The sequence below is a fragment of the Thermophagus sp. OGC60D27 genome, assembly GCF_052400625.1.
GTDB lineage: Bacteria > Bacteroidota > Bacteroidia > Bacteroidales > Marinilabiliaceae > Thermophagus.
The window spans coordinates 111,192-132,404 of the sequence record NZ_JBQTGH010000007.1; the positions used below are offsets into that span (position 1 = coordinate 111,192).

At 42.0% G+C, this 21,213-nt stretch carries 15 protein-coding genes; 4 read left to right on the forward strand and 11 right to left on the reverse strand.

Annotated elements, in window-relative coordinates:
- Nucleotides 1–31: 31 nt before the first annotated feature.
- The 4 genes from murA to ACT29H_RS10105 all read right to left on the reverse strand — a co-directional run bounded on the left by murA (nucleotide 32) and on the right by ACT29H_RS10105 (nucleotide 6,862).
- Nucleotides 32–1,336: a UDP-N-acetylglucosamine 1-carboxyvinyltransferase gene (gene murA, locus ACT29H_RS10090; protein ID WP_444821504.1), complete on the reverse strand. Its 1,305-nt coding sequence runs from the start codon at nucleotides 1,334–1,336 to the stop codon at nucleotides 32–34.
- Between the two features lie 29 nt (nucleotides 1,337–1,365).
- On the reverse strand, nucleotides 1,366–1,974 hold the full coding sequence (locus ACT29H_RS10095; RefSeq protein ID WP_444821505.1) for a DUF4290 domain-containing protein: 609 nt from the start codon (nucleotides 1,972–1,974) through the stop codon (nucleotides 1,366–1,368).
- A 358-nt stretch (nucleotides 1,975–2,332) separates the two neighbouring features.
- Complete coding sequence (locus ACT29H_RS10100) at nucleotides 2,333–4,645, reverse strand: ATP-dependent helicase (protein WP_444821506.1); 2,313 nt, start codon at nucleotides 4,643–4,645, stop codon at nucleotides 2,333–2,335.
- A gap of 51 nt (nucleotides 4,646–4,696) precedes the next feature.
- A complete protein-coding gene (locus ACT29H_RS10105) occupies nucleotides 4,697–6,862 on the reverse strand; it encodes an alpha-L-fucosidase (RefSeq protein ID WP_444821507.1) in 2,166 nt (721 codons plus the stop codon).
- 364 nt (nucleotides 6,863–7,226) lie between these two features.
- On the opposite strand from ACT29H_RS10105, the gene ACT29H_RS10110 reads away from it, so the two are divergent.
- A complete protein-coding gene (locus ACT29H_RS10110) occupies nucleotides 7,227–8,435 on the forward strand; it encodes a T9SS type B sorting domain-containing protein (protein WP_444821508.1) in 1,209 nt (402 codons plus the stop codon).
- Between the two features lie 162 nt (nucleotides 8,436–8,597).
- On the opposite strand, the gene ACT29H_RS10115 is transcribed toward ACT29H_RS10110, so the two are convergent.
- The 4 genes from ACT29H_RS10115 to ACT29H_RS10130 all read right to left on the reverse strand — a co-directional run bounded on the left by ACT29H_RS10115 (nucleotide 8,598) and on the right by ACT29H_RS10130 (nucleotide 15,138).
- On the reverse strand, nucleotides 8,598–9,188 hold the full coding sequence (locus tag ACT29H_RS10115) for a nitroreductase family protein (protein WP_444821509.1): 591 nt from the start codon (nucleotides 9,186–9,188) through the stop codon (nucleotides 8,598–8,600).
- 144 nt (nucleotides 9,189–9,332) lie between these two features.
- Nucleotides 9,333–9,908 carry a superoxide dismutase gene (locus ACT29H_RS10120; protein WP_444821510.1) on the reverse strand — a complete coding sequence of 192 codons (576 nt, stop codon included), beginning with the start codon at nucleotides 9,906–9,908 and terminating at the stop codon, nucleotides 9,333–9,335.
- A gap of 215 nt (nucleotides 9,909–10,123) precedes the next feature.
- Complete coding sequence (locus ACT29H_RS10125; RefSeq protein ID WP_444821511.1) at nucleotides 10,124–11,203, reverse strand: PorP/SprF family type IX secretion system membrane protein; 1,080 nt, start codon at nucleotides 11,201–11,203, stop codon at nucleotides 10,124–10,126.
- Between the two features lie 17 nt (nucleotides 11,204–11,220).
- Nucleotides 11,221–15,138 (reverse strand): PKD domain-containing protein, encoded by a 3,918-nt coding sequence (locus tag ACT29H_RS10130; protein WP_444821512.1) that lies wholly within the window; start codon nucleotides 15,136–15,138, stop codon nucleotides 11,221–11,223.
- A gap of 348 nt (nucleotides 15,139–15,486) precedes the next feature.
- Here ACT29H_RS10130 and ACT29H_RS10135 point away from each other — a divergent pair, with 348 nt between their 5' ends.
- On the forward strand, nucleotides 15,487–16,341 hold the full coding sequence (locus ACT29H_RS10135; RefSeq protein WP_444821513.1) for a proline dehydrogenase family protein: 855 nt from the start codon (nucleotides 15,487–15,489) through the stop codon (nucleotides 16,339–16,341).
- Between the two features lie 583 nt (nucleotides 16,342–16,924).
- Nucleotides 16,925–17,374 (forward strand): Hsp20/alpha crystallin family protein, encoded by a 450-nt coding sequence (locus ACT29H_RS10140; protein ID WP_444821514.1) that lies wholly within the window; start codon nucleotides 16,925–16,927, stop codon nucleotides 17,372–17,374.
- 121 nt (nucleotides 17,375–17,495) lie between these two features.
- Here ACT29H_RS10140 and ung read toward each other — a convergent pair whose 3' ends face one another.
- Complete coding sequence (gene ung / locus ACT29H_RS10145; protein WP_444821515.1) at nucleotides 17,496–18,167, reverse strand: uracil-DNA glycosylase; 672 nt, start codon at nucleotides 18,165–18,167, stop codon at nucleotides 17,496–17,498.
- Nucleotides 18,168–18,339: 172 nt separating this feature from the next.
- Nucleotides 18,340–18,942 carry a superoxide dismutase gene (locus ACT29H_RS10150; RefSeq protein WP_444821516.1) on the reverse strand — a complete coding sequence of 201 codons (603 nt, stop codon included), beginning with the start codon at nucleotides 18,940–18,942 and terminating at the stop codon, nucleotides 18,340–18,342.
- Nucleotides 18,943–19,144: 202 nt separating this feature from the next.
- Here ACT29H_RS10150 and ACT29H_RS10155 point away from each other — a divergent pair, with 202 nt between their 5' ends.
- Complete coding sequence (locus ACT29H_RS10155) at nucleotides 19,145–20,434, forward strand: MATE family efflux transporter (protein WP_444821517.1); 1,290 nt, start codon at nucleotides 19,145–19,147, stop codon at nucleotides 20,432–20,434.
- A 17-nt stretch (nucleotides 20,435–20,451) separates the two neighbouring features.
- Here ACT29H_RS10155 and ACT29H_RS10160 read toward each other — a convergent pair whose 3' ends face one another.
- The gene (locus ACT29H_RS10160; protein ID WP_444821518.1) at nucleotides 20,452–21,204 is read right to left on the reverse strand and encodes an ABC transporter ATP-binding protein; all 753 of its coding nucleotides are present in this window, start codon (nucleotides 21,202–21,204) and stop codon (nucleotides 20,452–20,454) included.
- Nucleotides 21,205–21,213 lie beyond the last annotated feature (9 nt).

Genomic DNA, 21,213 nt, shown 5'->3' on the forward strand with positions numbered 1-21,213 from the left:
AATATGCGTAGATGAATAAAGAAATAAATCTCTATATCCGGTTAATCTCGGCTCCCAGCAATCGCAATCGTTCATCAATTCTTTCATATCCGCGATCAATTTGCTCAATATTGTGAATGATGCTCTTCCCTTTGGCAGAAAGGGCTGCAATAAGTAAGGCTACGCCGGCACGGATGTCGGGAGAGGTCATAACACTTGCTCTAAGAGGGGTTTCGTGGTTGAGTCCGATGACGGTGGCGCGGTGTGGGTCGCACAAAATGATGCGGGCTCCCATATCTATTAGTTTATCCACAAAAAAGAGCCGACTTTCAAACATTTTTTGGTGGATCAGGACGCTTCCGTTAGCCTGTGTTGCGACAACCAGAAAGACACTCAACAGATCGGGGGTGAGACCAGGCCAGGGAGCGTCGGCGATGGTCATGATCGAACCGTCAATAAAGGTTTCGATATGATAATTTTGCTTTGGGGGAATGTAAATTTCATTGTCCTTAATTTGCATTTCAATGCCCATTCTTCGAAAGGCCAGCGGAATGATTCCCAGCTGATTGGCATCGGCTTCCTTAATGGTGATTTCGCCCCCTGTCATAGCTGCCAGGCCGATAAAACTGCCAATTTCGATCATGTCCGACAAGACTCTGTGTTTGCATCCCTTGAGCTGTGAAACTCCTTCTATTGTCAGAAGGTTGGAGCCAATGCCATGAATTTTCGCCCCCATGTTTACCAGCATTTTGCATAATTGTTGGACATAAGGCTCGCAGGCGGCATTGTAGATGGTGGTGGTTCCCGGAGTTAGCACTGCAGCCATGACAATATTGGCAGTTCCGGTGACGGATGCTTCATCCAGAAGCATATAAGAACCTTTCAGGTGATCGGCATGAACGGTGTAAAAAATTTCTTCCGAATCGAAGTCGAAGGAGGCTCCCAATTTTTCAAATCCGTAAAAGTGGGTATCCATTCTTCTTCTACCAATTTTGTCACCTCCCGGTTTCGGGAAAAATGCTTTTTTGAATCTGGCCAACAGGGGGCCCATGATCATAATGGAGCCTCTGAGGGAGGCCGCTTTTTTCTTGAATTCTTTGGTTTTGAGATAGTCGAGATTGATGTTTTGGGCCGTGAAACTGAATTTTCGATCAGAAAGTTTCTGAATCTCGACGCCCAGTTCCCGAAGGAGGTTCATCAAATTGTTGACATCCAAAATATCCGGAAGATTATCGATAAGAACGGTCTCGTTGGTGAGTAGGGTCGCACAAACAACCTGGAGGGCTTCATTTTTCGCTCCCTGAGGTGTTATTTCTCCTTGCAGATGTCGACCGCCTATAACTTCAAAGCTGCTCATAAAATGAGATGTGAAAACAGTTTTGGAAATTAATTGCTTTTACGAAGATGTTTTTTTCTGTTGCGGCCATGATTGTTATTGTTGCTGGCCTGATGTTCCCGGAAATCCGCGATGCGTGCCTGTTCGTCGATTTGCAGTTTTCCCTTGGAGAGTCTCTTGATGTCACTCAGGATTCTTTCATCCGATGCATTATCCTTGTTCCAGTTGGACAGGGATTTTTTCATGTGGTTTCCCAGTAGCATTATGAGATGTCGCTTGAGTGGGCCATCTTCCATTTTTGCGGCTTCGTGTATCATCTGTTCCACCAATCTGCCGTAGTGCTTGTAAGTTATGTTTCCTTGTTTGTAAGGAATCTGTTCGGGATTCTCCTGGAAATTTTCTCTTTGCGGAAGATCGTAAGGGTAATCAATGTCGAGTTTGAAGTCGGCCATAATGGCCAAATGATCCCAGAGTTTGTGTTTGAAATCACTGATATCTCTTAAGTGCGGGAAAAGGTTTCCCATTACGGCGATGATCGCTTTAGCACATTTCGTCCTTTCTTCCCTGTCTTCAATGGTGCAGGCGTAATCTACCATTTTTTGAATATGACGACCATATTCAGGCAAAACCAACTTTTTTCGGTTTGAATTATAATCCATATAGTTTATGAAATGTTTGACTTGGCTGTTCGACGGCCAGGTTCTTATATATGAAGAATCCTACTATACAACAGCATGTTTATTAAAGAAATAATTTACCGGTCTCCCTTCTATTGATTGAAGGTGTTTCAGGGAAACCTATTTCTGAGGGTATAAATTGATCGCAAAACAAGTATAATTAAAGCGTGGTCAGTTTATAAATAGCTTACAATGACATAAACAGGACTGCAAATATCGGCTTTTACATTAAAATTATTGTGCTTGCAGGGAAAAATTTAACTAAACACAAGGTTTTTCCGGTAAGTAAAAACAAATCTTGTGGTTGTAAAACTTTGTAGACTAAAATTATATTGCAAATCTAAGAGATTATTTTCAGTTTGGCAAATTTTAATAATAATTGTTTCTTCCCGGCATTATTAAAAACAACCGTGGCTTTAATATTTGGATATTCGCCTTCGAGCTGAAGCACTTTGCCTCTTCCAAATCGCTGATGTTCGACAATCGTGCCGGGACGTATTGGTGTCGTATTATCGGATTCATTTAAATTGAATGGTTTTGGGGAGGTCTGATTGTTTAGTGTTTTTCCTGAGAACCGGATTTTATTACTCCTTGACGTTGAGCTTTGTTTGAAATGGAAGGGTTGACTCTCCGATTGTTTTCCAAATTTCGATAGTTTTTCTTTTGGCGGCGCAAAGCTGTTACTCTCGGCAGTTATGTTGAGACAAGATTGGTCAATTTCTCCCAGAAAACGACTGGGACGCGCGAAGGTGAGTTCACCAAATTTGTATCTGCTTCGGGCAAAGGTGAGGGTTGCCCGTTCCTGTGCTCTGGTGAGCGCCACATAAAAAAGCCGTCTCTCTTCTTCCAGTCCGGCTTCACTGTTGGAGGCCATGGACGAGGGGAACAATCCTTCTTCAATACCGACGATATAAACATTTTTAAATTCCAGTCCTTTCGCCGAATGAATGGTCATTAGCGTGACTTTATCTATGTCATCGGGTTTTTCCGTATCCTGATCGGTGAGCAGAGATACCTCCTGCAGGAAGTCAACAAGCCCATTGTTTTCACCACTTTCCTGACGGTTATCCGAGAATTCGCGTATGGCATTAAAGAGCTCTTCCAGGTTTTCAAGCCGCGTTTGATTTTCGTGCGACTTGTCCTGGTGCAGTTCTTTCAGGATGCCACTTTGGGTGGTTATTTCGGTTGTAATTTCGAAGGCCGACATGTTGGGCACCTGACTGATGAATTCCGCAACGAGGTGGGTGAAGCTGCTGAGTTTTCTTAAGGTGCCGGAATGAAATCCGGTATTGGGTAGAGCAGGGTTGGTCAGCACGGCCCATAAACTGACATTGTGCTGATTGGCCAGGGCTTCCAGCTTATCGAGAGTGGTTTTTCCAATCCCTCGTGCCGGGTAGTTGATGATTCTTTTTATGGCTTCATTATCGTGTGGGTTTATCGTTACTCTGAGATAGGCCAGAAGATCTTTGATTTCTTTTCGTTGGTAGAAGGAAAGACCTCCGTAAATTTTGTAGGGTATGTTTTTTTTCCTTAGGGCTTCTTCAAAAATTCTGGATTGGGCATTGGTGCGGTAAAGAATTGCAAAATCTTTAAACTGATTCTGATGCCGAAGCCGCATTTCATGAATGTCGTTGATCACAATGAATCCTTCATCCACATCGGAGTGTGCCTGAATGATGTTGATTTTTGTTCCTTCATCGTTTTGGGAAAAAACTTTCTTCCGTATTTGTCCGGTATTTTTTTCAATAACGCTGTTGGCCGCATTGACGATGATTTGGGTGGACCGGAAATTTTGTTCCAGCTTGAAGAGTTTGTATTTGGGGTAATCATTTCTGAAATTCAGGATGTTTTCGATTCTGGCGCCTCTGAAACTGTAGATACTTTGAGCATCATCGCCCACCACACATATATTTTGGTGTTTCTGAGCCAGTTTACGGATGATGAGATATTGTGAAAAATTGGTATCCTGATATTCATCTACCAATATATATTGAAATCGATCCTGGTAATTGGCCAAAACTTCGGGGTGGTCACGAAAAAGAATGTTGGTATTTAGTAGCAGATCATCGAAATCCATTGCCCCTGCCTTGCGACATTCCCGCATGTAGCGTTCATATATTTCTGGCATCATAGGGATGTTGGCCGCCGCATCGGCAGTGGTTCTATGCGAATCCCGGGCATAAGCTGCCGGAACAAGAAGGTCGTTTTTAGCGGAGGAGATACGGCCAAGAATGGTACTTGGTTTATAAGCTTTATTCTTGTTGAGCCCCATGTTTTTAAGGATGCTGTTGATCAGACTTTTGGAGTCGGCAGTATCATAGATGGTGAAAGAGGAGGGGTAATTCAGATGCTCAGCTTCTATTCTGAGGATTTTGGCAAAAACAGAGTGAAAAGTTCCCATCCAAAGTTTGGAGGCCAAATCGTTCCCAACAATATGACTTATTCGCTCTTTGATTTCGCGTGCGGCCTTGTTGGTAAATGTAAGGGCCAACACCGACCAGGGAGGAACCCCTTTGCTTAAAAGATGGGCTATGCGATAGGTCAAAACGCGGGTTTTACCCGATCCTGCACCGGCAATTACCAGTGCGGGGCCATCGGTGTTAACAACCGCTTCTCGTTGAGCATCATTGAGTTGTTCGAGGTAACTTTCCACAAGCGTTTTTCTTTTACGATATTATAAATAATTGGATCGATGTCAATAATACTAATTTTGGGGTGTAAGTTCTATGGAGAAATTGGGCAGATCTATATCGGCATGTGGAGAGGAAGAGGTGGCTCTCATCACTTTAATAAATCCTGGATTTTCGGGTATTTCCAATGGTTGAGTCCGCCATCTGGCATCAGGCAGGGGCGCCAATGAGAATTGGTCATCTTTTCCCCATCTGTTAAAATTCCTGATTAATAGGATGTTCATACCTTTTTTTAGGTTGAGAACGATTTTGCAGACTAAAGGTTGGTCAACCAGAAGATTGTTCTTCTTTAATACTTCTTTGGTGTTGAGCCACAGTTGTATGCCTTCATTACCGGTGACTTGAAAACAATATTGTTGCGGAGACTCAGAGGTGATTTCTACGAAATAATAATAGTTTGTCAATGGAAGTGGTGTAATATTTTTTCTTTTTTGAGAAAGGACGTTCCACGAACTTCTTGAAATCTGCAGTCGGTTTTCTCCTTTGGGATTTATGTGGAGCTCCTCAAATGGTCCGTAATAGGGCATTGATCGAAACACACTTCCTGTTTGAAGCGTATCAGCCGTCGACCGAATGAAATGGTTGGCTTTGCCTTGCAATTGTACCAGGGATTTGGACGAGGCTGTTTCGACAATAACGGATCTTCCGGCTTCATGGTCCGTGAACCTCAGGGTCGCCTTTAATGGATTTTGAGTTTTTAGATTCCACTTAAAGTTTGTGATGGATGGTATGACGGCAAGTTGGTCTATCCCGCTCATGCTTTTGGCGGTGATCGCGTTAGTGAGGCTTAGAATGACGGTGTCGATGGGGCTTACAACCAATTGTTTTTCGGGCAATGGAAGGAGTGGTCCGTTCATTGAAATTTCCAGGACAGGGAGCTGCATCGGGTCGGCCATTGCAGGAGAAGTCCAAATAATTTCATGTTGTTGTTCCCGGTTGAAAAATTGGGTTTCAATGCCGCTTCCCAGAAATTTTACTTCCTTTATGGGGTAGTTTAATTTCGATAAAACAATTTTTTGAGATGCGGGTACCGAATCTACGAACAGATATAGCGAATTATTTTTCCAAGTAGCCGACCAAAATTTAGAATCTACCCCAATCGAATTTCCGTTGGTCCGGGTAAGCGCGCGATCATTTACTTTTATCCATCGTCCCATGTGGTTCAGGATTTCCAGTTCCATGGGATCCAAAGAACCATCCTTCTGCGGAGCTATATTAACGGCATAGTTTCCTCCTGAAGACACTACATTTACCAGTTCCCGTATTTTACTTCTGGCCGTTTGAAGAGCGTTAACCGTTTTCTTGTTTTTGTCAAAGCCTAAAGAAGGAGGAAAGAAAGCGGAACGGTATATCCAGGGAGTTTCGGGAATCATGTTTAGTGGTTGGTTGAACGGTGTTGCCAAAAAATCGCCCATGTCGTTCCCTATTCCGTTGCTAATCAGGCATTGAGGTTGAATTTCTTTGATGAGGTCGTGCATCTCTTTGCTTTGAGCGGGAGTCGGTAGACCGGAGTAAAAATAGATGGATGAGATATTATCATAGTTGGTTAATAATTCTTTAATCTGGCGTAGGTTGTATTGGTGGTGTTCGTGGGTGATGGGAGCTCCGTTGCGGGAGGTGATGGGCCATGCAGCAGGCAGGTGCCAGTCGGTGAGGGAATAATTGATTCCCAGTCCGATATTTGCTTTTTTGCAGGCCTTGGCCAAATCGGCTAAAAGATCCCGGTTGAGCTGAGTGAAATCCACAATGTTGAAAGAGGTTGTTTCTGTTTTAAAAAGGCAAAAACCATCATGGTGCTTTACGGTGAATACTATGGTTTTTGCATTAATATCTTTGGCCAGAGCGATAATTTCTTCCGGATTCCACTTTTTTGGGGAAAAGTTGCTGGCTATTTGTTGGTATTTGTCGGCGCCGATTCCGGCTATAGCCTGAATGTTTTCAGCTGGACCCTTAATATCTTTGTTGTTCCATTCACCTCCTAACGTGGAGTAAACGCCAAAATGGATGAAAAGAGAAATCCTGTTTGTTCCCCAGACTTCTTTCCATTGGGAAATCTCTGGGTCTGAGGTCTCTTTCTCTGGCGCTTTTTGTGGTTCCTCGTTTTTCGGAGAACATTGGGAAAGTAAAAGAATAATTAATAATAGATTGGTTATAAATGTAAAATGTGTTTTTTTTTGCATGGCTGTCTGATGATAATTTTGGACAGTCAAAGATAAGAATTCCTCTGCTATGGAACATGAAAATATCAAATACGCAAACCGAAAAGTCATAATCACAATTTTAAAGCCTACGAATACGTTAAATAATTGTATTTTTCGTGATCAAAAAGAGGTTGGATAGCATGAGCATGGGCAAAAGAGTTTCATGCTTCTTGTTCCATCTGCCAAGGGATGTGAAATGCCCTAGTTTTGGTGGTTTGCATTCATCTGAAGCTCCAGGAACCAATAATTTAAGTCGTTTTATACGGATGAAGCGAGCATGGCGATGTAAAAAAATTAGTCATGTGAGTCCCATTAGACCAATGTTTTAGAAAATAAGATACTAATGAAGTTGAATTTCTGCGCGATAATTTTAATCAATCTTTTTTCGGCTTTGTTGAGCTCCATTGCTTATGGTCAGATTTCTGCCGACAATGCGATTGTGGCCTTGACCGATTATCCTTCGGGTGCAAAGAATGATACCATTTTTTGTTTTCGGCAGGGCTTTCCAATGATTATAAAGTATGGAGATGGAGTGTTGGGATCTTCCTTAACCTGGTATCGGCACAATCCGGAAGACAACACATGGAATGAGGTGGTTCAGAATGGGGGACCTCAGTTAAACGTATCTTCAGAAGGGGGGTATAGAGTGGTGGCAGAAGAAGAGGGAACGGAGGTTGCCGACAGGCGATTTTGGGTTTATAACAGTCAGGCCATAACGGAAGTAGAGGCCGGGGTTGTTGATGAGAACTGTTCCAAAGTTGAACTGTCTGTCTCTGCTACAACCAATCCCTTATATTATATTGATCCTTTGAGTGGAGTGGAGGTGGCATTGAGCTATCAATTGTCCTTTGAGTGGAAAACAGTGCCTGAAGGAGAGATGCAATTATCCGGTGAATCAGTTACTTTTGATGCCCCGTATGAAGATTTGATCTATGTCGTAACTGTTAAAGATCGGTTTGAAAATAGTTTAAATGACAGTGTGAATTATTCGGCGATAGCCGTAATGGCCGATTTTGAGGTGGAGAGCATGAAAGATACGGTCCTTAATGAGCGGCATGATGAGATTCAGGGCTCTGCTCCGTATGAGATTCGGTTTACGGATACTTCAAAGGGGAAAGTAAGCGCCAGGGAATGGACTTTTGGGACTCTTGGCAGATCCATCGATCAAGATCCTTTGTTTGTCTTTGCCGAGGCCGGCTTGCATGAGGTGACTCTTTATGTGTTAAACCGCGAATCGGGATGTGAAAGCTTTAGTGATGTGTTTGAAGTAAATATTACAGAGTCGGAGCTGGAAGTTCCCAATGTCTTTACCCCCAATGGTGATGGTATAAATGATGAGTTCAGGGTTGCGTATAAATCGTTGAAAAAGTTTGAGATGGTTGTCTTCAATCGTTGGGGTAGAAAAGTTTTTGAGAGTAAAGATCCTGCTGTAGGATGGGATGGTTCCGGTCAGGCTCCCGGCGTATATTATTATTACATATATGGAGAAGGATACAACGAAGGGGAAGTTTATAAAAAGGGTGGAGCTGTCCATCTCATCAGAGGCAAATAAAGAAACGACTCTCACAGCTCGGTTTTTTTCGGAGAATTTATATTGAAAGAAGGTTTTCAGGAAGCTTTTTAAAACCCAAAGGGCTGTCCGGTATTTTGGACAGCCTTTTAATTTATAAGATTTGATGAAATGATTGAGGCAAAGGTTGTTATTAGATCTGCTTTAATCTTTGGGTTCAGAATCTTTAATAATGATTTCATCCAGAGGTCTTTTGGGAACGTGATGAGTTTGGTTTTTGTCACGCCAGTATTTGAAGTCCCCGTTTTTCATGTCTTCGATAACCACTTGTTCTCGTGGTTTTCCAAGTGCCAGGACTTCTACTATTCTAAGATGTTGGGGAAGGTTTAAAGCCTTCTGAAGCTTTAAACGGTCAACCGATCCAATGATGCATCCGCCCAACCCTTGTTCTACGGCTCCCAAAAGAATACTTTGGGCTGCGATGCCATCATCACAGAAGTAAGTATCCGAGATGGTGGTGTCGTTGAGAATGATAATATAAGCAGAGGGGCGTTCCCCTTCTGAGGGACCATCCCAATCTTTCAAATAACCCGCCCAGGATAAATGGGGAAATATTTTTTCATTGGTTTTTGGGTGCCAAGAAATGAAATATTTCAGTGTCTGTGCATTTCGGGCCGAAGGAGATAACCGTGCCAGATCGACCAATCCTTCCAAAACATATTCAGGAATTGATACATTCTGATAAAAACGGCGATAACTTCTATTGCGCCGGATTAAATCTTTTAAGTTGTTCATTGAATAAGGATTAATATACTCATGAAACGAGCATGACAATACGTTTGTTAAACAAGAAGAATAAGCTTGGTCATGCTCGTTTTATTAGACCATTGAATCAGATGTTTTTAAGGATAAAAAAACAGTGTGGTCTGAGTTGGTATTTTAAAATCGTTTGGCCACCAGATTCCAGTCAACACAATTCCAAAAGCGTTGAATGTAATCGGGTCGTTTGTTTTGGTAATCCAGATAGTAAGCATGCTCCCATACATCGCATGTGAGAATTGGAGTCAATCCCCTACGCATTGGATTGCCGGCATTGCTTTCTTTGACGATTTCCAGTTTGCCATCGTTGTTTTTTACCAACCATGCCCAACCAGAACCAAATAGAGTGGCTGCAGCCTGTGAGAATTGTTCTTTGAATTTCTCAAACGAGCCAAAAGCTTCATCAATAGCCTTGGCAAGAGCACCCGAAGGAACGCCTCCTCCGTTGGGAGAAAGAGATGTGAAATAGAAGGTGTGATTCCATACCTGTGCGCCGTTGTTATAGATGCCTCCTTCGGCTTCTTTAACAATGGTTTCAAGATCTGCGTTCTCAAATTTGGTGCCCTGAATCAGGTTGTTGAGATTGTTGACATAAGCCTGATGGTGTTTGCCGTAATGGAACTCCAACGTTTTTTTTGAAATGTTTGGTTCCAATGCATCTAGTGCATAGGGTAATTGCGGAAGTGAAAATTTCATGATACTGCTATTTTAGAGTTTAATAAATCTTATTTGCAGCTGTAAAATAATGAAGTGTTTCAGTTTTATTGATAAACTAAACACCTCAAACAAATATAGGAAAAATCCTGTATTTTTTGATTATTTCTTTTTTGGAAAAAACGGGGATAATGACTGGTCGATTTATGGTGATAAATGACACCTTTTAGAATGGAATTTTAGATAAAATAGTTTGTTTAAAAAATTCTTTTTTTCGTTTTTCGGTATTTTCCTGTGTAGTCTTGATCAATAAGTGGATTTGAGGTAGCCCTGCAAGGTACTGCCGGTCTTCTGCCGTGGTTTCGTAAACGAAAGTTTTGATTGAATTCGTATATGAGAGAGATTTCATGAGCTCCGGCTGATCTCCAGGCCAACCCACTAATGGTGATGTCATAACTATATCCGAACCTCATGGGACCGTATCGATACGAGAGAGAGACCACAATGGCATCCTGATTAAATTTGTTTTCCTGTTTTTTGTCCAAAACTGGAAGCCCTCTGTACCAAATGCCTATTTCCAGAGGATCATTTGTCCAGTATGCTCCGATATCTGCCTGGTGGAAATCCTTTTGCCGCTGGATTCGATAGCTGCCAGTAAGTTTTCTCTCCCCTTTGGATTTTTTTCCTCTTTCTGTCCAGATGTTGATCCCTCCGAAAAAGACTAATTTTATTGGCAGTTTCATGTTTTCACCCAGGAAAGAATAGTTGGGGGTAGAAAGGTGGTCGGCAGTGAGGCCGAACCACATTAGGGGGCTGTAGAAGAGAACGGAAGAGGCAAAATCAGCATATTGGGCTTTGTCATTGGTTAATTGATCCCATGATCCAGACGCGCCCCCCCCAATTTGTTCGTCGGCAAAACGTAGTTTGCTGAAATCGATGGATCTGTTGCCATAAGCAAATTGAATGGCAGGAACTGCCTGCCAATAATCTGAGATTTGGATGTTGTATGAATATTGCAGTGCCATCTGGGTCGAGGTTAATCCTGCAGTTCCTGCATGGTCTTGTATCAGTTGAATTCCAATGCCGCTGTTAAAGGTGTTAAAAAAGTTGTCGAACGAAACAGCATAAGTAGAAAAGGCATTCTCTATTCCCGGCCATTGATTGCGATAATTCATTATAAGTCTTCCACCATCAGTAGCACCTGCAAAGGAAGGACTCAGATAAAGCGGGGAGGCGTAAAACTGAGAGAAGTGAAGGTCTTGCGCATTGATGGTGGACATCGCAAAAACACTGAAAAACCAAATCGGACAGTATTTTATTAGAAGTTGTTTCAACATAAATATTGTTTTTTCCGCTACCTGAGTAAGGTTACATCACCGGTCTTTTCAATTCGTCTTCCATCGCTATATTTGACAATTACACGCCAGATATAAACTCCCTGAGGACACAGACTGTTTCTATAATATCCGTCCCATCCACGACTAATGTCCTTACTCTCAAAAATTAATTCGCCCCACCTTGAATAAATTTGTAACTGGTATTCTACAATTCCTTTTTGAACAAAGGGGTAAAATATCAGATTGTGTCGATCGCCGTATTGATATTTTCCATCGGAAGGCCCGTTTTTGCCGGGAGTAAAAGCATTGGGAAAGCTGATTTGCCCTCCTTGCATTGCTTTTACGGCATTAGGAATTGTTAGTTTATCACTGCAGTTGAATTCGTTAAAGACCTCCAGGGTGACATCGTAACTTCCGGTTCTGTCATAAATATGAGTGGGCGAAAAATCATTGGATGTGGTTCCCTCTCCCATTTCCCAAAAATATGAAACTGCACCTTCCGATTTGTTCAGAAAAGTAACGCCATCAGTAGGAATATATACCACTTTTGGAACAGGTTCGAAAAGTGCTGTTGGAACAGGATGAACCTGAATACTAACAGATGATTCAGTGGATTGTCCTCCTGCGCCGTAAGCAGTAAGGGAGACGGTATAGTCTCCGGGAATTCTGTAAGTGTGTGATGGCGTTCTTTCATCCGAAAATGTACCATCGCCAAAGTCCCATAAAAAGGCGTTGGCATCCAGGGTGTTGTTGAAGAATTCAACGGTCAGTGGAAGACATCCGGAAGTATCGGGACCATAAACGATGGAAGGCGTCATTGGGGTTATTGATATGGATTTTGACAAGATGGCTTCGCAATAATCACTGAAGGCCCTAAGCGAAATGTTATAATTGCCCGAAATGTTGTATTGATGGTTTTGAGGTTGGGCCAAATCCGAACCGGTTCCATCCCCAAAGTCCCAGTAAAAGTTCCAAGTGCCGTTGGTCTGATTGTCCAAACTGACCGTTCTGTCCGGCATTTGGAGAATTTCTGGGGTTACGCTGAAATTGGGTTGAGGGGTAGAAAAAACGGTTACTTGAACCGATGCTTCTTCGGGACACCCGAAGGAAGATATGCCTGTGACTTTTGCGGTCAGAGAGATCGTTTCGGTGGTGTTGTTTTCAAAAGTATGAATGGATTGGTATTGAGCTGTCGTGGTGGTTCCATATCCAAAATCCCATTGATATTCTTTTGCCCCTGCCTCTGTCGAGAGTTGTGAGGTAAGAGGCGAACAACCCTCTTGGGGGTTTGCGGTTAGAGTTATTTCTCGCACAGGATAGACTGTGGTGTAAAGTGTTTGCACATCAGAGCAGCCAAAAGAGTTTTCAGCGGTTAGTTCCACACGAAAGGACTGGACGTAATTCTGTGAATTGGTAAAAGTATGTTTGGGTGATTCTTCATGGCTAATGGATGTGCTATCTCCAAAATTCCATGAATATTGAGTGGCGCCCGTGGATGTGTTCGAAAAGAATACTTCGAGTGGCGAACAGCCAGCAATTGGTTCTGCCTCGAAAAATGCTATGGGAACAGGTTTAAGGATTAGCTCCCGTAAAGTAGTATCATTGCAGCCACTATTGTTGTTGGCTTGTAGCATTATAATAAGAGTGTCGGGTTCGGTTTTGTTGGTTGCAAATATGTGTGAGGGATTTTCCAGATTGGAGGCACTCCCATCCCCAAAATCCCAGTGGAAGTTGTCTGCATTTATGGAATTGTTTTCAAAGTTGATTTCAACTGATGAACAATTTTCGCTTTCGAAAGGTGCTATTTGCGCAATGGCTTGGGGTAAAAACTCAACGCCTTGAGAAACTTCAGCCCAGCAGCCATCAGGTGTAACTTCTCGCCATGTAAATGTGTAGCTTCCATGAGTGTCCACTTCTACTGCTGTGAAGGGACTGTTACTGTCATTGATGGTTGCATTACCCGGCCCAGAAATTACTGTCCAATGTCCTCCTGCAGTGTCGGGGAAAGCTTCAATTGTTCCGGTTGTTCCGCAAATTTGATAATCATCGGCGATGTTCGGTTCCGGAGTTTTGGAAAATGTAACCGAAATAGTATCCGCATCTTTACAACCCTCTTTATTGAGTTCCCAAGCCAATAGATAAGTCCCATACTGATCGGCAGTAACGAGAGAATTTCCTTGCGTTGGGTCTTCAAAAAGTAAGGATCCGGGGCCAGAAATAACAGACCAATGAGAGGAATCTGCCTCGTAGAAGTTTCCTTGTAGTTGATAGTCAGTTGAACAGGTTTGTTCATCTGATCCAGCGTTGGCTAGTGGTTGTTCTTTAACAATTACTGAAACAGTGGTCTGGTCGGAGCATCCCAAATCATCAAAGACCTGGTAAACAAAGTTAAAAGTGCCTGTCTCGGCGGAATGAAAATCGGGATTGGCAATGTCTGTAGCAGAGAGTTTATCTGTGTTAGGACCAGACCATTGGTGTGCGGAATAGATGGTGCTACCCCCCGAAACGATGGGCGATAATTCAACGATTTGTCCGGCACAGGCAATAATTGGATTGGGGTCAAAGTTTACTGAAACATCCTGAACCTCAATGGTGATGTCGGTTTGATTGGTACAACCGGTATTGTCGGATACCAATGCGGTGAGATGGTGGCTTCCTACCACTACGGTGTTAAAGGTTGGATTGATAATATTGGTAGTACTTAGAGGGATAGTATCACCTATCCATTGTATGGAATAGGGTGGGGTTCCTCCCGTAACTTCTGCATTGAGCTGGAGATCTATTCCCGGGCACAGAAAAATGGCGTTTCCCGGTACAATATTTATATCCGGAGCTCCTTTAACTTCCAAATTGATTGATCCGATGGTGGAACATCCGTTTGAATTGGTGACTTCATATTGAATGGTATGTGTTCCTGGTCCTGCTTCAGAGGGATTGAATGTTCCAGAGGTTGGGTTGATTCCTGGGCCAGACCATGTGCCTCCGGGCGTAGCGGGAATAAGCGTGATTTCAGGATCTGTTTCACAAAGAGGACCTACGCTAGCGATTCCATTATCCGGCAAATCGACTATTATTGCCATCGCCGTTGAAATGACGGGATCATTATCTCCATTTACAGGGTCTACAGGAGGTCCCGGGATGTCGGGATCATCATAGGGGTTGCAAGTGTTCCAGTTTCTGAGCGTGACGATAAAACGATCACCAACATTATATCCGGAAGGAATTTGGATGACCTCAGACAAAGAGGCCGGAGGAGTTGGTGAAAGGACGGTGTCTGCACTGTAATAGTTAATCGGTCCCGCGTAGGGCCATGCATGAGTGATACCGTTTACTCTTGCAGTATTGATATTGGTGGTGTCGGTTCCGTATATCCATTGGGTCCATCGATGTCGAAAATTAGGTGTGTCTTCCTCGTCAGGAGGCGTGCAGTTCCACTGACTGTTGTCCGTAAATTGTATGGACCCGTCTTCCCCAATACAAATGGGAAAAACTTCGGGGCTGATGTTAATGGCTCCTCCATTTTGATTGTCCACGTCCCATACTGTAGCGATTTGGGTTTGTACGGAACTGGTACATAATATCCCGTCAACCATTAAATAAGCTCTGGCTTCATAATTGCATTGATCGCCGCCGGGAGGATAAATGTGTGAAGCAGCTGCCTGCCAATTCCCGGGACTTATTTCTGTGGCCGGGACAATATCCGGCACAGAACCATCGCCCCAGTCAAAATAAATGCTGACATTTCCTGTGCCACCATCGTTCACCCCGCGAAAGGTAACAATGCGTTGAACCGTTACAGGGGCGCAACGCTTGTCGAAGATCCAATCGTCATTTTGTCCACCTTGGTAATCACAGCTTTGTGCATAATTATTCTGATCTGGCAGCATGAAAAACATCGCTGCAAAAATTAACCCTGTGAGTATTTGTTTTCTCATGTCATTAAGTGCTGATCCTTACTTTTTTACTGCATTAGCTTGACGGGCTTCTATCGTTGACTGTTTTTGCTTTTGAACTAAAGGTTATGTCAAACTATTGATTAAGTAAGGCTCCTAACAACCCACATCCAATAGAAAAAATGTAAAATTTAACACTTAATCTTCTTTGGTCGTTCTGATAATGAGATGTATCATTTTTTTAAAATTTAAAAAAATGAAATATTGTAAATAATTGTTTATGGTTTAACTCCCAAAGTCCGGATGGATTATTGGCCCTTATCACTTTAACGTATGATCAACAAGATAATTGCTTCGATATTGCCTTGTTTGCCAAAAAAAATTGTTTGGATGTTTTCGAAACGGTATATCGCAGGGGAAAAACTGGAAGATGCCGTAACGGTTTCCAAGCAGCTGGCGATGAAAGGTGTTTCTTCTACTATTGACCACTTAGGAGAGTATGTTACTGAAATTAAGATGGCAAAGCAGGTACAAAGGATTTATCTGGAAATGATTGATCGCTTTGAGCAAGAAGATTTATCGGTTACCTACTCGGTGAAACCTTCTAATTTTGGGCTATTGACAGATTTTGAAACATGTTTTGAGCTTGTTAGGGAGGTGGTGGAAAAAGCACGTGGTTATGACTCTTTTGTTCGCATTGATATGGAAGATAGTAGCTGCGTTGATGCAGAGTTGGAATTGTATCAAAGATTACATGCTATATATCCGCAAAATGTTGGAATCGTAATTCAGGCTTATTTGAAACGAACTCCGAAGGATCTTCTTTTTTTGGAAAAGCTACACTCCGAAGCTTCACCGGTAAATGTGCGCCTTTGCAAGGGTATATATGTTGAACCTGAGGAGATTGCTTTTAAGGATCGCAAAGAAATTAGTCAGCAATATGTAAAAGCATTAAGATTTCTTTTGGAGAAAGGAATCTACGTGGGTATTGCTACTCATGACAGGTCATTGACTGATATGGCACAGCAACTAATAAAGCAATATGCGATAGGATCTGAAAAATACGAATTTCAGATGTTGTATGGAGTAACTCCTGAATTACGTTCCGAACTGGTGAGGGCCGGACATAAAATGAGGGTTTATGTTCCTTATGGAAAAGAATGGTTTGGTTATTCTTCAAGGCGTTTAAAAGAAAATCCTAAAATGATATCGTATATTATTAAAGCTCTTTTCAAAAGAGGATAAAGCTTATAAAAAAAAAGGGTCGTTTCGCGTTCGAAATGACCCTTTTTACACAGGAATTGTTGGGAGGAAATAATAATTGTTTCCACTTTTCAAAAGTCTTCTTTTCTTGTTACTTATGTATTACCTGCATGTTATCCATATTTTAATTTCCCGTTGCTAATTATCTGTTTTTTGAGTGGTTGTTAGTTGGTGTTGTGATGCTGTTTTGTTAAGTGTTTGAAAAGTAGTTTTTTTAAAAAGAATAAATTGAGAATGGCGAAAAGGAAAGGTTGCAATATGTTGTGGTTCATTGAGTCTTTTATTGGGGTTGCTAGAATCGCGATCAGGAACAGAGTGCTGATAGGGTAGTCTCAAAGGGGCAAATGTTGTGGTTAATTTTAATCCGAACGGACGGTTTTCTTTTAAAACCTCAATAAAAAACAGACAAAATGACATTGTTGATTATTGCGGTTGAGACAATATGACATGCAAGTGCGATAAATCCTGTCTTTTAGACCCTCTTTTTGTGTTGGCATTAGGTTTGAAAAAAAACAAAGCAGATTGATTAAAAAAATGTCGAACTAAAAAATAGGAGGATTAAGCTATGACAATCGTAAGAAAATTTAACAACCAGTTTCCTGACATCACAAACTTCTTTGATGACTTCTTTGGTGGAGATTTATTCAATGCACCTGCTTTACAATGGCGCAGAGCTTCGACACCGGCCGTTAATGTTAAAGAAAACGAGAACGAATACGTGATCGCAGTGGCTGCTCCGGGAATGAAGAAAGAGGATTTTAAAGTAGAAATTAATAATGGAGTATTGAGCATTTCAGCCGAAGTGGAGAACAAATCAGAAGAGAAAGATGATGAAAAGGGTTATACCCGTCGTGAGTTTTGCTATTCATCCTTCAATCGGTCGTTTTCAATCCCCAAAAATGAGGTGGATGATAGCAAAATCGATGCTAAATACAAAGATGGGTTGCTCACCATCACCTTGCACAAACGGGAGGAAGCTAAGCCCAAACCTTCCCGGATTATTGAAATTAAATAATTTGTGATTGATAATTGTTTGGGCTAATTAAGGTTGCTGAATTTTAAAGTCCCTTGGTTGAAAAACCGAGGGACTTTTTATTTTGGAGCTCTTACAAATTGAAATAAATGATTGGTTATTTCTACCACTCAATTTTTTTGATTCCATGCTTTTCGAGCCATTCGTTGGTTTTTGAAAAGTGTTTGCATCCGAAGAAGCCTTTGTGAACGGAAAAAGGAGATGGGTGGGCCGCTTTCAACACCAGATGTTTTGATGGGTTTATTAAGGCTTGTTTGTTTTGGGCATAGCGTCCCCATAACAGAAAAACAATATTTTCACAATTCTCAGATATTGTCCTGATGACAGCGTCGGTAAATTGTTCCCAGCCTTTTCCTTGATGAGAGCCGGGGGAGTGAGCTCGGACGGTGAGCGTGGCATTGAGCAGTAGAACACCTTGTTGTGCCCATCGGGTAAGATCTCCTGAAACGGGGGGTGGGGTTCCAATGTCATTGGCTATTTCTTTGAAAATGTTTTGAAGAGATGGGGGTTGTCGAATTCCATCGGGAACAGAGAAGGAAAGCCCTTGAGCTTGTCCAGGTCCATGATAAGGGTCCTGGCCAATGAGCACAACTTTAATTTTATTGAGTGGCGTATGGTTAAATGCATTAAATATTAAAGGACCTGGTGGATAAATGGTGTGCTGTTTTTTTTCTTCAACCAAAAAATTTTTGAGGTTTATAAAGTAAGGTGAGTTAAACTCATCCTTAAGCGCTAATTTCCAGCTTTCTTCAATTTGGGGGTCGATGTTTGACATAATGGAACTGTTTTTATCACACAAAGATAATAAGATCATTTGCCAATTTTTTGACTTTTTGGAGGCGATAGATTGTATTTCTTTGTTTTCGCCCGCAAAATAAAAACGCCTGCGAAAATGAGTTCCACAGGCGTTTTTGTTGGTAGATTGACAAATGGTTAATGATGTTGATTTATGCCAGAAAGCGCTTGGATACTTCGTCCCAGTTAACGACACTCCAAAAAGCACTAATATATTCGGGGCGTTTGTTTTGGTATTTTAGGTAATAAGCATGTTCCCAAACGTCCAAACCGAGGATGGGAGTTCCTTTTAATTCTGAGAGGTCCATTAATGGGTTATCCTGATTGGGCGTACTACCTATTACGAGTTTCCCGTTTTCTTGTTTGACAAGCCACGCCCAGCCTGAACCAAATCGGGTTGCAGCGGCATTCTCGAAGGTTTCTTTAAATTGGTCGAAAGAGCCAAAGTCTTTTTCAATGGCTTTAAGGAGTTCGCCTTTTGGTGAACCACCAGCATTGGGGGCCATTATTTTCCAAAATAGGTTGTGGTTGTAATATCCACCCCCGTTGTTGCGAACTGCAGCCGAATGCTTGGAAACGTTGGCCAAAATTTCTTCAATACTTTTTCCTTTCAGGTCGGTTCCTTCAATGGCGGCGTTTAGTTTGGAGGTGTAGCCACCATGGTGCTTAGTGTGATGGATTTCCATTGTACGAGCATCGATGTAAGGTTCGAGTGCATCGTAAGAATAATCGAGTTTTGGAAGTTCAAAAGCCATAATATTTAAATTTTTATGATTTGACAATTAGTTAATATCGTTTAATTCGGATATTGTTATCCAAAATTAATGCTTGTTTGGACTAATTCCAAATAAAGTGCATAAAAAAATGTTAACTTTCCTATTTGGGTTTAAAACAAAAGATAAATAGAAGTATTGATACATTGTTATCTTTGCAGAACAATTGATATAAAACTGCAAAATGAATAAAGAGATTCTTCGGTTGGCATTGCCGAATATTCTTTCAAATTTAACCATCCCTCTTCTCGGTATGGTTGATCTTTATCTGATGGGGCATCTGAATAGTTCTCTCTTCATGGGAGCGGTGGCTTTGGGGGGAGTTATTTTCAATTTTATATACTGGGGATTTTCGTTTTTGAGGATGAGCATAAGCGGTATTTCTGCTCAGTCTTTTGGGGGAGGCAACCGACAGGAGATGGCTCTTGTGCTTCAACGGGGACTCATCATTGCAGTTGGAGGGTCAGTCCTTTTATTATTGCTTCAGATTCCTTTGGCGCACGTAGCATTTAATCTTCTTGAGGGTTCAGAGAGCGTCAAAGAGATTGCCAGAGAATATTTTTTTGTACGGATATGGGCGGCTCCTGCAGCCATCTCACTGATGGTATTTTCCGGATGGTTTTTGGGAATGCAAAATTCTTTTTATCCAATGGTTATTTCTGTGGCTGTTAATCTGGTTAATGTGTTGTGCAGCATTGTCTTTGTCCGGGGGTTAAAGATGGAGGCAGAAGGGGTGGCTCTGGGTTCAGTTGTTGGGCAATACTTTGGATTAATTATGGCGACGTACTATTTTTTCAGGAAATACCGTTGGGCGTGGCATTATTTTACCAGTCGAATAGACGATCTTAAAAAAGATTTTATCCGGTTCATGAATGTGGGGAGAGATATTTTTATCCGTACTTTAGGAATTATAGCAGTGTTTACATTCTTTACTTCGCGTTCGGCCGGTATTGGTGATATAACTTTGGCAGCCAATAGTGTGTTGTTGCAATTTCTGTTGTTTTTTTCCTATTTTCTGGATGGATTTGCTTATGCGGCAGAAGCCATGGTAGGGCGATGGTTTGGTGCAGGAAAGAAAATTCATTTGAAACTGACCATTCGGTTGCTGTTTCGATGGGGGGCTGCTATGGGAATTTTATTCACGATTGTTTATGCTGTGGCCGGAAAATACTTGTTGTTATTTTTTACCGATCAAACAGACGTCATTGAGCGCGGAATAGAGTTCTTGCCATGGGTAATAATCCTGCCTGTTGTTAGTTTTGGTACCTATATTTGGGATGGGGTATATATTGGTGCAACAGCATCTGTAGCGATGCGTAATTCAATGGTAATTGCGGTATTGTTCTTTTTCTTTGTGCCCTTTTACTTGTTATATCCAGTGATGAATAATCATGCTTTATGGCTGGGGATGGTATTGTTTATGTTTGCACGGGGTGTCTTGCTCACAATTTTATTTCCGCGACTTATGAAATAATTCCGAGTTTTAGAAGTCTAATGTTTGCCACCGGTTCCAACTCTGAAGAAAGCACTTAAGGCAGGTATTTGGGAGTTTTGAGCATCTTTAAGTGCGCCTTCGTATGCAATAATGCCGTTGTCAACGAATACAACTTTATCTGCTATCCGTAAAATGCTGGTTACCTCGTGGGTGACCATCAGTACGGTCATGCCCAATTGGTCCCTGAGTCTAAGAATGAGTTCGTCCAGAGAAGCCAGAGAGACAGGATCCAGGCCCGCTCCCGGTTCATCGCAAAACAACAGGGGTGGGTCCATAATTATGGCTCTGGCAAGGGCGGCCCGTTTTAGCATGCCACCACTTAGCTGAGACGGGAAAAGATAATATGCCTCTTCCAGGTTGACCAGCTTCAGTTTGGTGCGAACCAGCCCTTCAATTAGATCATCTGGAAGGTTGGTGTGTTGTTCCAAAGGCAAAGCAATATTTTCACCTACGGTTAAGGAATTTAATAAGGCCCCGTTTTGATAAAAGACACCAAGTTTAAGATAAAACTGCATTTCATCTTCTTCATTAAGATCTGCAAGATCTTGTCCGAATATTGAGATGGTGCCGGGGGCTATTGGGAAAAGGCCCAGCATATGTTTAAGAATGGTACTTTTTCCGGAACCACTTTCTCCTAAAATAACGGCAATTTCTCCTTTATTTATTGAAAAAGAGACCCCTTTGAGGATTTGTCTCTCGTCAAAAGAAACTTTGAGGTCTTTTACGGTTATGATTTTTTCCTGCTTCATTTGGTTCCG

Excerpts from the sequence above, each read along its gene's own strand:
- ACT29H_RS10130 (WP_444821512.1), bottom strand. The coding sequence starts at position 15,138 with ATGAGAAAACAAATACTCACAGGGTTAATTTTTGCAGCGATGTTTTTC.
- ACT29H_RS10150 (WP_444821516.1), bottom strand. The coding sequence starts at position 18,942 with ATGGCTTTTGAACTTCCAAAACTCGATTATTCTTACGATGCACTCGAA.
- murA (WP_444821504.1), bottom strand. The coding sequence starts at position 1,336 with ATGAGCAGCTTTGAAGTTATAGGCGGTCGACATCTGCAAGGAGAAATA.
- ACT29H_RS10105 (WP_444821507.1), bottom strand. The coding sequence starts at position 6,862 with ATGCAAAAAAAAACACATTTTACATTTATAACCAATCTATTATTAATT.
- ACT29H_RS10120 (WP_444821510.1), bottom strand. The coding sequence starts at position 9,908 with ATGAAATTTTCACTTCCGCAATTACCCTATGCACTAGATGCATTGGAA.
- ACT29H_RS10095 (WP_444821505.1), bottom strand. The coding sequence starts at position 1,974 with ATGGATTATAATTCAAACCGAAAAAAGTTGGTTTTGCCTGAATATGGT.
- ACT29H_RS10115 (WP_444821509.1), bottom strand. The coding sequence starts at position 9,188 with ATGAACAACTTAAAAGATTTAATCCGGCGCAATAGAAGTTATCGCCGT.
- ACT29H_RS10110 (WP_444821508.1), top strand. The coding sequence starts at position 7,227 with ATGAAGTTGAATTTCTGCGCGATAATTTTAATCAATCTTTTTTCGGCT.
- ACT29H_RS10155 (WP_444821517.1), top strand. The coding sequence starts at position 19,145 with ATGAATAAAGAGATTCTTCGGTTGGCATTGCCGAATATTCTTTCAAAT.
- ACT29H_RS10160 (WP_444821518.1), bottom strand. The coding sequence starts at position 21,204 with ATGAAGCAGGAAAAAATCATAACCGTAAAAGACCTCAAAGTTTCTTTT.
- ACT29H_RS10125 (WP_444821511.1), bottom strand. The coding sequence starts at position 11,203 with ATGTTGAAACAACTTCTAATAAAATACTGTCCGATTTGGTTTTTCAGT.
- ung (WP_444821515.1), bottom strand. The coding sequence starts at position 18,167 with ATGTCAAACATCGACCCCCAAATTGAAGAAAGCTGGAAATTAGCGCTT.
- ACT29H_RS10140 (WP_444821514.1), top strand. The coding sequence starts at position 16,925 with ATGACAATCGTAAGAAAATTTAACAACCAGTTTCCTGACATCACAAAC.
- ACT29H_RS10135 (WP_444821513.1), top strand. The coding sequence starts at position 15,487 with ATGTTTTCGAAACGGTATATCGCAGGGGAAAAACTGGAAGATGCCGTA.